10 protein-coding genes and 3 pseudogenes are annotated in these 12,429 nt (G+C 68.9%); 5 read left to right on the top strand and 8 right to left on the bottom strand.

Features of this window, described 5'->3' with window-relative positions; all coding sequences use genetic code 11:
* The 3 genes and pseudogenes from OHA89_RS38220 to OHA89_RS38210 all read right to left on the bottom strand — a co-directional run bounded on the left by OHA89_RS38220 (nt 1) and on the right by OHA89_RS38210 (nt 977).
* Nucleotides 1-369 carry a hypothetical protein gene (locus OHA89_RS38220; protein ID WP_406368157.1) on the bottom strand — a complete coding sequence of 123 codons (369 nt, stop codon included), beginning with the start codon at nt 367-369 and terminating at the stop codon, nt 1-3.
* 6 nt (nt 370-375) lie between these two features.
* Nucleotides 376-555 (bottom strand): annotated as a pseudogene (locus OHA89_RS38215) (IS5/IS1182 family transposase); the annotation flags it as partial.
* Between the two features lie 254 nt (nt 556-809).
* Complete coding sequence (locus OHA89_RS38210) at nt 810-977, bottom strand: hypothetical protein (RefSeq protein ID WP_406368156.1); 168 nt, start codon at nt 975-977, stop codon at nt 810-812.
* 188 nt (nt 978-1,165) lie between these two features.
* Here OHA89_RS38210 and OHA89_RS38205 point away from each other — a divergent pair, with 188 nt between their 5' ends.
* Nucleotides 1,166-1,774, top strand: coding sequence for a hypothetical protein (locus OHA89_RS38205; protein WP_406368155.1), 609 nt, complete (start codon nt 1,166-1,168; stop codon nt 1,772-1,774).
* Between the two features lie 1,590 nt (nt 1,775-3,364).
* On the opposite strand, the gene OHA89_RS38200 is transcribed toward OHA89_RS38205, so the two are convergent.
* Nucleotides 3,365-6,553 carry a CHAT domain-containing protein gene (locus OHA89_RS38200; RefSeq protein WP_406368154.1) on the bottom strand — a complete coding sequence of 1,063 codons (3,189 nt, stop codon included), beginning with the start codon at nt 6,551-6,553 and terminating at the stop codon, nt 3,365-3,367.
* A gap of 209 nt (nt 6,554-6,762) precedes the next feature.
* Between OHA89_RS38200 and OHA89_RS38195 the strand changes: the two genes are divergently transcribed.
* The 3 genes from OHA89_RS38195 (at nt 6,763) to OHA89_RS38185 (ending at nt 8,913) form a co-directional block, all read left to right on the top strand.
* On the top strand, nt 6,763-7,125 hold the full coding sequence (locus OHA89_RS38195) for a hypothetical protein (protein WP_406368153.1): 363 nt from the start codon (nt 6,763-6,765) through the stop codon (nt 7,123-7,125).
* Between the two features lie 2 nt (nt 7,126-7,127).
* Nucleotides 7,128-8,087, top strand: coding sequence for a hypothetical protein (locus OHA89_RS38190; protein WP_406368152.1), 960 nt, complete (start codon nt 7,128-7,130; stop codon nt 8,085-8,087).
* A gap of 406 nt (nt 8,088-8,493) precedes the next feature.
* Nucleotides 8,494-8,913: a hypothetical protein gene (locus OHA89_RS38185; RefSeq protein ID WP_406368151.1), complete on the top strand. Its 420-nt coding sequence runs from the start codon at nt 8,494-8,496 to the stop codon at nt 8,911-8,913.
* Here OHA89_RS38185 and OHA89_RS38180 read toward each other — a convergent pair.
* The 4 genes and pseudogenes from OHA89_RS38180 to OHA89_RS38165 form a co-directional block, all read right to left on the bottom strand.
* Nucleotides 8,876-9,686, bottom strand: a pseudogene (locus OHA89_RS38180) (IS5 family transposase). The gene OHA89_RS38185 and the pseudogene OHA89_RS38180 sit on opposite strands and share 38 nt — an antisense overlap.
* A gap of 337 nt (nt 9,687-10,023) precedes the next feature.
* Nucleotides 10,024-10,851, bottom strand: a complete 828-nt coding sequence (locus OHA89_RS38175) for a hypothetical protein (protein ID WP_406368150.1) — start codon at nt 10,849-10,851, stop codon at nt 10,024-10,026.
* 87 nt (nt 10,852-10,938) lie between these two features.
* On the bottom strand, nt 10,939-11,460 hold the full coding sequence (locus OHA89_RS38170; protein WP_406368149.1) for a SigE family RNA polymerase sigma factor: 522 nt from the start codon (nt 11,458-11,460) through the stop codon (nt 10,939-10,941).
* A gap of 55 nt (nt 11,461-11,515) precedes the next feature.
* Nucleotides 11,516-11,629 (bottom strand): hypothetical protein, encoded by a 114-nt coding sequence (locus OHA89_RS38165; protein ID WP_406368148.1) that lies wholly within the window; start codon nt 11,627-11,629, stop codon nt 11,516-11,518.
* 350 nt (nt 11,630-11,979) lie between these two features.
* Here OHA89_RS38165 and OHA89_RS38160 point away from each other — a divergent pair.
* A pseudogene (locus OHA89_RS38160) lies at nt 11,980-12,375 on the top strand (transposase family protein); the annotation flags it as partial.
* Nucleotides 12,376-12,429 lie beyond the last annotated feature (54 nt).

Raw genomic sequence — 12,429 nt, 5'->3', positions numbered from 1 at the left:
CTACTTGGGGTCCTCGCTGTCCCAGGGGTAGACGAACTGGTGGGGGCTGAGTTGCCAGTCGGTCAGGACGGTGACCAGCTCCGACTCACCGGTTGCCTCAGCGGATGCGATGAGGACTGCCCCGATGTCGTAGTCGAAGCCATCGATGCGCTCGCTGTCGTACTCCCAGTGCTCAAGCCGGAAGATGCGGTTCGTTTCGCTGGGCACCCAGCCTTGCTTGCGTGCCTCGGAATCACGAGGGGTCTGCCTGGGGGTGATGTCCACGAACGCCCGGCGGTCAATCCGCCTGGCGGGGACTTCCGCCACCAGTCTCCTCCCGAGGCGGAGCGCGGTCAGTTTGTCTGTGGGCCAGTTCGAGGTGTCGTTCACGAGGCCTTATCTTGACTCGTCTTGCCCTCGGCCTCTGAGGATTTTTGTCTGGACAATCCTGCGGGTCATGAGGGTGATGGCGGCCCAGGTAATCAGGGCTTCGGAGTGCTGGACGAGCCGTTCGTAGTCGCGGGCATGGCGGCGGGCGTGCATCAGCCAGGCCAACGTGCGCTCAACAACCCAACGCGGCGCGCCACGCTGCCGCGGCGGAGCGCGGCGTCACGCTGTCGGGCCGACGAGCGCCGACCGTCCGTCGCGCCCAGGAATCGTCCGGGGTCCGCGCAGGAGGCCCAACGGCTGGGGCGGCGGCTGGGCCTGTTCGCGGCTGGCGGGTAGCGGCCAGCTCTTGGGGCGCCGGGGACGGCTGCGCCTCGGCGCGGCTGGTGGCCGTGCCGGGGCGCGAGGACGTGGAGGTTACCTGGCCAGGGTCCAGGGGCCGCTCAGCTTCGGCGGGCCCGGCTGGTGGGGGTTGAGGTCCACGACCACATCACTTCGTCCGTGTGGACGGTGAAGACCGTGGTCCAGGACGTGCTGTCGCGATGGACGGCGAGCGCTTCGAAGCCGGCGTGTACGGGCGTGTCGGCGTCGATGTCGATGGTCCAAGTCACGCTGTACTCCGGCATACGGTTCCTGCCCCCTTTCTGGGGTCTCAGCGCCCGTATCTGCTCGTCGGAGGACTGGGCCGCCTCCACCCGCCGTACGGCCGCACCCCAGATGCAAGAGGCCGAGAGGGGAGCCAGGCTGGCTCATGACCCATGCGGGCTGACACCCGCTCGACACGGAGAAGGGCTGGCTTATGGCGGTCTCGGATGAAGTGACCCTCGCTGTCGGCGCCATGGGCTTCGCGAGCGCTGTCACAGGCCAGGTGCTCCTCTTCCTCAATGGGAGGCGCAATACCGACAAGCAGATTCGAGCGGCCGAGACCCATCTGGGCAAGCAGCTTGCAGCGGCCGATACCCAGCTCGGAAAGCAGCTTGCAGCGGCCGATACCCATCTCCAGAAGACACTCGACGCGGAGGAGAAGCACGTAGCTTTGCGGGCCGAAACGGAACTGGACAGACAGATCAAAGTCGACGGGTGGTCGCGTAACGCTGCCTGGCACATGCATAAGCGGGCGGTGTACAGCGATCTGCTGGAGGCGGCGCAAGAGCTGTCTGACGGCCCGACAGACGACTCGCGGAGAAAGTGGTCGAAGGAACGGGCGAGGGCGCTGATCATCGCTGAAAGGCCCCTTCGTGACTACCTGACGGAATTGGCCTTTCCGTTGTCACCTTCTCAGCTTGACGACCTTGTGACCATGATGCGCGAGGACGTGCACCCCCCGAAAAAGAAGGACCCGGACGACAAAAAGGCGGAGGACCAGCAGAAGCAGGCCGAGGACCGCACCGACCGCGACGGTGGGTGATCAGACTCAGCCGCCGGCGTCGAAGCCGGACGACGGCCAGTAGCGGCGCGGTCCCGGAGCATTCCCCGGGCCGCTCACGACGCTCACCATGGCCTCCACCCACAACCTCAGCTCCCGGCACGACTGGTCCGCGAGGAACGCGCTGCGAGCGCGGGCCGACGGCGATCGCAGCGAAGCGGTCGCGCCGGGACGCTCTCGTTGAGAGATGAGTGGGTGCACGTGCCTAGGTTCGGGTCGGCGCTTCGGCCGGGCTTCGCGCTGACCGTAACGGTTGCGAGGAAGGCCAGGGCGAGCATGGCCAGGGGGATGTGCCGGTGCCACGAGGTCCAGTGCCGGACCTGGTAATCGTCCAAGCCGACCTGGCCTTTGGCGGCCTGGAAACTCCTCGATGGACCACCTGGTCCCGGAGACGCGGACCAACGCACGTTGAACTATGCAGCCAGCGTCACCAAGTCCGCCGGTGCGCACCGGCGGTGCTGCTGCGGCACCGCGACTGGCACCAGGGCCTCGGCCCCCGCCGTACACCTGGCCGAGGTAGTCATCGACCGGCCCCTGCCATGCCCGGCCCGTCAGCGCCCCCATGACGACCGCCCCGACCGGCGGGCACACCACGTCCCCGATCCGCTGGATCGCGGACGTCCGCGATCCCTGCCACGGGTTGGACGGCAGGAACCCGACCAGCTGTCCGGCCTCGATCAGCCGGTACCCGTTTTCCGGAACCAGGTCCGGACCTTCCCCGTGAGGCACCAACCGGCCCGGTCCGCGCTGAAGGGTGTTCCCACCTTTGGCCCGGCCGCGCTCGTCGAGGCCCCGCACGCCGCGGGTGTTGATCCGCTCACCCGCGCCCCACCCGAGGGCGGCGGCGAGGGTCTGCTCGGCGAACGGCACCCCGGGCCGCACGGATCCGGGGATGCGCCCGTACCGCAACGCCATGAAGAGCACCCGGCGCCGGTGGGTTGCAACCCCGTAGTCGGCCGCGTCCAGCTCGGCCCACTGCTGCTGAGACCAACGGCCAGGGCCAGTTCGAACGAGACCGTTCACGCACCTCGGCGGGCAGGTTCGCCGACTGCTCCAGAGCGACCCACCGCAGGGACTCGCCGTGCAGCTGCAGGCCGAGCGCCCAGACCAGCACCTCGGCGACGAGTCCGGCTTCCGGGTCCGGCATGGCGGCCGCCATGGCGCGCACCTCGGCCCACGTCGCCCCGGAGCCCTCGCGGTACCCGCCGTGTCCGGCCGCCTCCCCGGCGGCGCGCAGCATGGCGGCGAGCACCCGGAGGGACTGCGCGGTGAGTCCGGCCCGCTTGCCCGCGGTCGACCAGGCCGGGCAGGGCGGTTCCCCGTCAAATTCAGCGTGTTGAATATTACCCTCCTCGGGGGACGGCGCCCGGTCAGGTGTTTTCTCGTGGCGGGAGTTCTATGTGTGATCGGCGATGGATGTTCTCCTCAACACGGTTGCCTTAGCGATTCGCAAGTCCGTGCCCGACCCCCGCACCATGGCGGACGCCGAGGCCGGGCAACCGGCGCCGGGTTGAGGTCCCCCCTGCTCCCAAGCGAGGAGGGAAGAAGCCGGGTCGGGTCTGTCCGCTTCGTCTATGCGCCGGCGTGGAGGTAGGCCGCCCATAAAGATGGGGTCGCCGGGTAGCGGTCGCGAAGGGCCCGGATGGTGTGGTGCAGGGCGGTTGCGGCCTGACTGGGGTCGAGTGTTCCGCGCGGGCCGATGGTCAGGTGGATGTAGAAGGATTCGGCGACTTCGACAGCCAAGCGGTCGTTGATTGGCCAAAGGGTCCCGATGACGTGGGGGAAGCCAGCGAGTTGGAAAGCGCTGGTCAGATGGATGGCCTCGTCCAGAAAGTCGGTGGTGCCGGGGTTCGCGGTGCTGCAGGCGGAGAGGTACGCAAGATGCGCATGGTCCAGGCTGATCTGGGAGAGTGTGGACACAGTCAACGGTGTGGTGGCGTGGTCGTGGAGGAGTAGCTCGCTCTGATCGGTGCTGCGGTTGTTGCCATGGCAGGCGAAGTGGGCGATGCCACACTGCGGGAGGTGGGCGAGAACCGTGGCTGTGGTCGGAGTGCCGATCCCCGGGGGGGCAGGGGTGCCGTCGGGGGCCGGGGCGGGTTCGGTGAGCTGGATCGGGCAGTGCAGAAGTGCCCGGATCTGGCGGACTTCTTCCGAGGCGTACGGCAGTGGGCTGTGGCCAGGGGTGGTAGGCATGGCGACGATCAGGGACTGGGATCCGCTGGCGGGCCGGGGGCGACGCCCACGGGCGTGACGCAGGGCGCGGATGGTGGGGGTGTAGGAGGAGATCACCCGGTCCATGACAGTGCGGCGGTTGGGGTCGTGTACGGGGTCAGTGTGGAATCCGGCCGCATGCAGGGGCAGCAGATCGAGGATCGCGCCCGGTGCCCACCACACCCGTGGCAATGGCGCGCCGTCCTGGGTTGGGGGGACGATCTCGCCCAGGGCCGCCAAGGCGGAGAGGACTGGCTCGGCTGCGGCCTCCCAGAGCCATTCGAGGGTCCGGCGCAGGGTTTGCTGGGCGGCGATCCGGTCGCAGTCAGGCGCTGTCGCATCGGCCAGTGCCCCGTAGAAGGTGTTCAGCTGGTCGATGACGGTGTCCTGGCTGAGCCCAGGCAGTGGGCAGGAGGTGATGCCGTTGCGGGTGAGTAGGAGTGCGTCGCTGCGGTAGCGGTTGACGTTGAACGTCACCACGGGGCCATGTGCGGCTTCGGCCAGGAGCTCGTCGGGAGTGGGCGGCAGGGCGAAGGCGGCGAACCCATCGCAGGCCCGTATGCGCCTCAGCAACTCCTCCAGTTCTACACCCAGCCGGTGGCGCCCACTGCCTGTCCGCCCGGAGGGGTCGGCACCAACTCCGGTGGCCGCGACAGCTGGATCCTGGTCAAGTAGCTCGCGCAGCTCGGTGAAACGCCTGGCCAAGTCAGGGTGTTGGAGCTTCAAGTCAGTCAAGTCACTTCGTGTATCCAGCGCTTGGGACAGAAGGACTCCCCGTCCGGCCTCAATCAGACGCAGTGCCCGCATGGCCCGCCCTTGCTCGTTTCCATTGGTGTCGCCCAACACCCGCGCGGCAGCGTCGCCGACGAGACCGGCAGCCCTGCGGCCGAGGGCATGCTGCTGCTCGTCGCGATCTAGCCACCGTGGCGCCAACTCCGGCAACATCAGCACCGCCCGCTCCAGGAATCCGGCCGCCCGACCGGGGTCCGAGGAAGACGCGAAACGTGCCGCCCTACGCGCCACCGCGATACGCAGCGACGGCGGACCCGTCTCTGCTTCGACCGCCTGCCCCCACAGGGACAGCGCCTCCTCCCGGTCGGCCGACTCCCCGGTGTGCTCGAATCGCAGCTGTAGCGTGCCGGCGAGGCCGCTCAGGCTCATGGCGCGGTGGAAGTCGTCATAAAGGGTGGCCCGGACAGCAGCGCGGTGCACCTCCACTGCTTCGTCCAGTTCCTTGACGTCCCCGGAATGGTCGTACCGGATCTCCAGGACGGCACCGAGCTGGGTCAAACACACATTGTGCAAGGGGTGGTTGTGGGTGGCGGCTCGGACAGCGGAGCGGGCTGCCACCACCGCCTGATCCAGATCCATAAGGTTCCCAGTGCGTTGGAACCGTGTTCCTAGCACGATGCCAAGCATCAGCAGGATATTGGCGGGGTCGGGGTGGTTGGGGGGGAGTGCTGCGACAGCCGCACGGAGCGCCTCCACCGCCTGATCCAGATCCTTGGCTTGCTCGGACCTTTTCGAGGTCCGCGCATGCAAGGCGGTCCCTAGAGTGGTCAGATACCGGGCGCGCTCGGAGTGGTCGGGAGGGAGTGCTGCGACAGCCGCACGGTACGCCGTCACCGCCTGATCCAGATCCCAAACGTTCCCCGTGCGTTGGGACCGCGCCTGCAGGGTGCGGCCGAGGGCAGTCAGGTACGAGGCGAGGACGGGGAGGTTCTCGGCGTGTTCGGGGCCCTTGCGGGGGATGGCTCGAGCGGATGCAGCGAACAGCTGCACCGCCTGGTCCAGGTCTTTGGCGTTCCCGGTGAGCTTGAACCGCGCTTCGAGCGCCTCGCCAAGGCAAGCCAGAGGCACATCTCGATCGGAGCGGTCGCGGGGGGTGGCCCGGACGGCCGCACGGAACACCTCCACCGCCTGATCCAGATCCTCAGGTTCTTGGGTACGCTGGAAACGCTCCCGTAGGGAAATGCCCTGATTAGTCAGGTCCGGAGTCGGGTTGGGATGGTCATTAGGGGAGGCCTGGACCGCCACCTTGATTCTCTCAAGCCGACCCTTGGCATACTGGACGGACAGGGAACTGACACCGTGTGACAGCAGGGCGCGCTTGACCTGGTCGCCGGGTGTGCCCATGATGCGCTCCCACAGGCCCACGGCAGACGCCCTAAGCGCTCGATCCGTCGGGGTACGCGATGCACGCTCGCCCAGGTCAATCGCATACGAGACCGCCCGCCCGGCGAGGGTCGCGAGGAGTGGTTGCGGCAGATCGTCGATTCCTGCGATGAAACACCGCGTGAAGAACCGGAGCGCTGCCTCCTTGTCTTGTCCGGCTACCGGCTGGGGAAGGATCTCGGTCCGCCGGTAGTGAAACCACCCCAGGATGCGCTCGGTTTCCGCATCGTCGGGATCAAGCGGCCCGTTAACGAACCTGGCCAAGCGGTGCGCCTCGGCCATCGCTGGCGCCTCGCGGATCGCTGTTGCGTCTCCAGCCGCGGCCCGCTCTAATCGTGCCCGCACCGCCGCTAGCAGTTCCTCACGCTGCCCCATGACCCCTCCCCCGTAAACGGTGACCCGTTGATCGTCAAATGCCAAAGATAGAGCCCTAGTTGCCGGATAGGATTAGGTTCGGACACGATGGCCCCGGGGCCCCTATGCCGGCGGGGTGAAGCCACCGTGCACTAGGCCGCCTGAGCACACCGTGGGTTCGCAAGCGAACGGGGGATGGCGTGCCCGAGAACTTTGCCGGAGGCTCCGGTATGGAGCAGCGCGATGATGTCGCCTATATATGCGATCAGCTGGGCAGTATTCGCACAACTCTGGAGGCGCACAGCCCCCTAGGCGCGGCGCCGTTGGAAGGCCTGCTGGCGGCACTGCGCGACGGGGAAGATCCCGCCACGCCGCTGAACGTGCTCCACGAGGCCCTGCTGGCCGCCGGCGACGCCGCAGGCGTCTACGCCCGGTCGCGCGCCCTGAACCCGCCCGGGGTCAATCCCGCCGTGCCCGACGAGTGGGTGCTGCTGTGCCCGACCGGTCAGTGCTCGCGCCATGCTTGGCCCGACGGCTCTGACGTGCCCCGCTGCCGAATCAGCGACCGGCCCCTGCGTGCCGAGCGGTTGTAGTGGTGGGCGGGTTCCTGAGCGCCCTGGGGCAGAAGCTCGCCGAGCGCTGGCTGACTCTGCTGGTCCTGCCGGGAGCACTCTTCCTGGCCACTGCCACCACCGCCCGAACCCTCGGCCAGGCCCACGCCCTGGACTACGTTCGCCTTACCGGCCGGATCACCCACTGGGCCCAAGCCCCCGCTGCAACCACCTTCGGCGGCCAAATCGTCCTGCTTGGCGCGGTCCTCGCCGCTAGCGCGGCGGCCGGGCTGGCCGCCCAGGGTCTGGGGACGCTGGTCCAGCGCATCACGCTGGCCGCCGGCTGGTACACCTGGCCGCGTCTGCTGCGGCAATGGGCCCATGCCCGCGTTGCTCGCCGCCGCGCCCGCTGGACCGCCGCCCAGCAGCGCTACCGGCAACAACTCGACGCCGACGCCCGCACCCTGGCCCGCGACGGGCACCGAGCTGACCCCGCCCGGCGCCGGGCCGCGCATCAGGCGCTGCAGCGCATCTCCGCCGAGGAACCGGACCGGCCCACCTGGAGCGGCGACCGCATCCACGCCGTCACCATCCGCCTGGACCGCGACCACCACCTGGACCTGCCTCTCCTGTGGCCGCACTTATGGCTCACACTGCCCGAGACCACCCGCACCGAGATCACCGCCGCAGAGCAGGCCCTCACCCGCGCCGCCACCCTGGCCGGCTGGGCCATCCTGTACACCCCACTGACCGTCTGGTGGTGGCCCAGCGCCCCGCTCGCCGCCGCCCTCGCCCTCACCGCCAGGCATCATCTCCGCAGCGCCACCGACACCTGTGCCCAGCTTCTGGAGGCCGCCGCTCGACTACACACCACCGCCCTGGCCGCCCAACTCGGCATCGACCACACGGGCCCGCCGGACCCCGCCCTCGGTGACGCACTCACCCGCCAACTCCGCACCTGCACCCCCAACCCGCCCGCCTCCGGCAGCGCCCCGCCTCGCTGATCTGCCGTACCCCGCTCCGTCGAGTACAAGGCGCCACGTGCACCCCGCCAGCAGGTGAGCCCGGCCCGCACGCAGCCCCTGCCGGTATGCCTCGACCTCACCCAAGACATGCACCGCGACGTAGAACGTGCGCGACTTCTTCGACCGGGTCACCGCAGCGGCGATCCGACCGACGTAGTAGCGGCCACCGCGCAACCGGATCGAGGAGACCTCGAAGGTCAGCAGCGAACCGCCCTCGCTCAGCCGCATCCCCGAGGAGTAGAGCAGATCGGCAAAGGCGGCATTGCGGTCCTCCAGCCGCCCCGCCCACTCCGGATCCGGCAGCCCGGCGGCGCCATGCCCGCGCAGCCCCACATCCACCCAGCGACGCCAGGCCCGGGGAGTCAACCAACGCACATCGCTCCGCTTGGCGTCCTTCGCCTTCCCCGCCGGCGCCCGCATCGACGCGCTCGCGGTCGCCCTCGCGGGGGCGCAGGAGCCAGCGGCCCGGCCAGGGCGCGGCGATCTCGTCCAGCTCGGCGAGGACGTCCGCGGGGATTTCGGCGCCGAGGTCGAGCGCGAGGTCGGCGAGGCACACGGGGCAGGTGCGCTCCTCGAACCAGTCGATGCAGGTGGCGTAGCTGTGTCAGTCCGTGAAGCCGCAGCGGGCGGTGGTGTCGCCGTGGTCGGGCAGGAGGTGCACCAGGCCCGCGGCGTCGGTGCCGAACCCGGTGACGCGGATGGGTTCGGCGCTGGGCTCGGCGGTCTGAAAGAGCGTTTTGTCCTGTCGATGGTGTTTGGTAAAGGGGTCAGCTGTCGCGCCAGTTCGGTGTGGATTCGCGGGTGAGGCGTCGACTCATGAGGTCGATCATCGCGAGGTGGATCATGGCTTCGGAGCGGTGCGGGTGGGCCTCGTAGTCGCGGGCAAGCCGGCGGTGGTGCATGAGCCATCCAAAAGTCCTCTCCACGACCCAGCGTCGCGGGATGACCTTGAAGCCTTTCTGGGTGGGGTCGCGGTGGAGGACTTCGACGTCGATGCCGAGGCGGGCACCGTGGTCGATGGCCTTGTTGCGGTAGCCGGTGTCGGCCCAGGCCTTGGTGATGCGGGGGTGGGCTGCGGCGATGTTCGAGAGCAGGTGGATGCCGCCGACGTTGTCCGAGACGCTGGCGGCGGTGACGAGGACGGCGAGGAGGAGGCCAAGGGTGTCGACGCCGATGTGGCGTTTACGGCCTGCGATCTTCTTGCCCGCGTCGATGCCCTGGCCGGTGGCAGGCACGTTCGCGGAGGTCTTGACGCTCTGGGCGTCCAGCACGCAAGCGGTCGGCTCGGCATCCCGGCCCTCGGCCTCCCTGACTAGTCGGCGGAGGAAGCCGTTGAGCTGCTCGAACACCCCGTCCTTCTGCCAGGCGGCGGAAGTAGCCGTAGACCGTCTCCCACGGGGCGAAGTCGTGCGGCAGGTACCGCCAGGGGATCCCGGTTCGATCGACGTAGAGGACCGCGTCCATGATCCGGCGCAGGTCGTGCTCGGGCGGCCGGCCGATATCCAGGCCCTTTCCTCTCCGCTCGGCCCGCCAGGCCGACAGAATCGGTTCGAGCAGTTCCCACCGGGCATCGGACAGGTCACTGGGATAAGGCCACGGTCGTTGGGCGCATGTTTCGGTAGTACTGCCGGCCGACGGCCCAAGACAGGGCGCAAACAGGGGTGAGCGGGGGCGCCTTGGGATCAGACAGGAGCGAAGGGACCGAAATGGACCTGCAGCAGCCGTCACCAGCCACACGCTTAACACCACAACCAGCCGCCTCAGCCACCCGGCGACAGCCACCCGCCCAGATTCGAACCAAACACCATCGACAGGACAAAACGCTCTTTAAGTAGTCCAGTTCATACCACTTGGGGTGGTAGTCGATGCTCTGCAGCTGCTCCGCTGTCTTCAGATCCCGCAGCGCGTTCGGGGATCAGGGCGTCCGGCCTGGCAGTTGCACGGCCGGGGGCATGTCGTTCAGCGCCGGTTGCCACTTGTCCGAGGTGACCACCGCCCTCAACTGGGCCGGGCTCAAGGGCGGGTTGGGGCGAGAGGACGTCGTGGTCTCCATCGGCGGAGCGTTCTTTTCGGACAGCTCGACCAGGAACCCCTGCGGGGTCACGAGCGCGGCCCGCCATTCCTTGATGTCTATGGCGGGGTTCTGGGCCATGTAGCCCTGCTGGGTCAGCAGCCTGGAGCCGTCGGCCAGCTGCTCCGTCGTGCAGGCGTCGTCCGGCCGCACATCCTTCTTCGTACAAAGGGTCGCGATGTTGGCCATGCTGCCGTTCGGGTCCACCGGGACCAGGGTGAGCCTGATCGCCACTGCGCCCTTGCCGTCGTCGTACACGCCGGCGACTCCCGCGCCGTGGCCGTCGGTACCGTTCGCATGCTCTACGGACAGAGTCCCTCCCGGCAGCAACCCCTTGAACACCTCGACCAGCTGTGCCGCGGAGACCGCGCCGGTACCGCCGGGCGGCAGCTCCGGGGCGCCGCCCCCGCCCCCGCCGGACCCTCCGCCCGACGGTTGCGGCGGCGCCGCGATCTCGACCCGGCCCGTTCCGTCCAGCAGCCCCCCGGCGTAGGCACCGACCGCGCCGATCAGGGCCAGGGACAGCACCGATCCGCCGATCACGGCGGCCCGGCGGCGGGCCACGAGCCGCCGTCCGCGCCGCTCACCGGCTTCCACCAGGGCGTGCCGGTCGGCCGTGAAACCGTCCCCCGCACGCCGGAGGGCTTCGCCGAGCTCGTCTTCAAAGGGCATGGGGAACCAAACCTTCCGTTCTCAGGGAGAGTGCAGAGGACCACACCGGCACGGGGCCGCCCACCGGCGGCCTGGCCATTTCCGTTCTCAAAGGCCCGCGAACTCACTCATGCTGCCGCCCAGTTGCTCCCTGAGCCGGCCGAGCGCCCGCGAGGTCCTGGTACGGACCGCCGCCGAGCTGGTGTTCATCGCGTCGGCGGTCGCCTCGATGCTGCGGTCCTCCCAGTACCGCAGCACGAGCACCGCCCGGTCCTTGGGCGCGAGCCGCCCCAGGGCCTCCAGCAGCGTCAGCCGCAACGCCGTATCGCCGGACCCGGATCCGGCGGCGGCCGCGCCCGACTCGGGGAACTCCCCGACCGGGCGCTCTCCCGCGGACCGCCGGCGCTGGTGGGTCAGGAAGGCCCGTACGAGCACGGTCTGTGCGTACGCCGCCGGATTGTCGATACGGGAAACACGCCCCCAGAGCAGGTACATCCTGCCCAGGGTCTCCTGCACGAGGTCCTCCGCGAGATGGGTGTCCCCGCTGGCCAGCAGACAGGCCGACCGGTACAGGTGCCCCGATCTGCCCTCCGCGAACTCACGGAACCCGTCTCCGCGACCCTGCCGCATCTACTCCCCCTCGCGTCGTCTCACCCCATCGACGCGACGGAGACCAGAGAATGTTTCACCCGAGTTCGTGGAAACAGACATGGAAATCCTCGCGCACGAAGCCCTCCGCCTCGTACAGCCCCTGCGCGACCGTGTTGTCGTACGCGGTCTCCAGCTGCACCCCGGCCACCCCGGCCTCCCGCGCCCGGCGCAGCACCTCGCGCAGCAGCGCCCGGCCGGGCGCCGGTGCGGCGGCCTTCGGGAGCCACGTACAGGTCGTTGAGCACCCAGGCGGTGTCCATGCTGAGCGACGAGAACACCCGGTAGACCTGCGCGAAGCCGACCGTGCCGATGCCCGGCGCGTCGGCGAGCAGGACCAGCGACTCGTCCTTCGCCCGTGGAGACGCGGCCGTTACCTGTCCTGCGAGGTCAGGAGCAGGACCAGGGACACAGAGATCCAGGTCCCGGAACGGGGGCAGGCTTCCACCTCGCATTGAAGCCCTTGCGCTTCCGTGCTCGGGCTTACCGATGACCTATTAGAACTACCGGTACTCCACCAACCACCAGGTCGTCATTGATGCGGATACCCGCCTGGTCGTTGTGGTCGGTGAGCCTTTGCCCGGCAATCGCATCGACTGCCGGGCATGGGAGGAGTCTGGCGCGAAGGCCGCCGTGGGCAGGACCCTCACGATGGCCGACGGCGGCTATCCGGGCATCGGCCTCCTCATGCCCCACCGCCGCACCCCGGGCGAAGAGTTGCCGGGCTGGAAGCGCGAGCACAATCGCTCGCACAAACAGGTCCGGGCCCGCGTCGAGCACGTCTTCGCCCGCATGAAGACCTGGAAGATCCTCCGCGACTGCCGTCTCAAGGGCGACGGGGTCCGACACGCCATGCTCGGCATCGCCCGACTGCACAACCTCGCCCTCACGGGATAGCTTCTGCCGCATACGAGACCTGAGAGGTCCCCGGGAGACGGCTCCCCCCTCGCA

It is taken from the genome of Streptomyces sp. NBC_01546 (assembly GCF_045208355.1).
Classification (GTDB): domain Bacteria; phylum Actinomycetota; class Actinomycetes; order Streptomycetales; family Streptomycetaceae; genus Streptomyces.
Note: the sequence above shows the minus strand (reverse complement) of the source record. Positions and strands in the feature narration are given on the sequence as shown.

Bases quoted from the DNA above. Each gene is read 5' to 3' on its own strand.
- OHA89_RS38205 (WP_406368155.1), top strand. From the start codon at position 1,166: ATGGCGGTCTCGGATGAAGTGACCCTCGCTGTCGGCGCCATGGGCTTC.
- OHA89_RS38200 (WP_406368154.1), bottom strand. From the start codon at position 6,553: ATGGGGCAGCGTGAGGAACTGCTAGCGGCGGTGCGGGCACGATTAGAG.
- OHA89_RS38195 (WP_406368153.1), top strand. From the start codon at position 6,763: ATGGAGCAGCGCGATGATGTCGCCTATATATGCGATCAGCTGGGCAGT.
- OHA89_RS38175 (WP_406368150.1), bottom strand. From the start codon at position 10,851: ATGCCCTTTGAAGACGAGCTCGGCGAAGCCCTCCGGCGTGCGGGGGAC.
- OHA89_RS38170 (WP_406368149.1), bottom strand. From the start codon at position 11,460: ATGCGGCAGGGTCGCGGAGACGGGTTCCGTGAGTTCGCGGAGGGCAGA.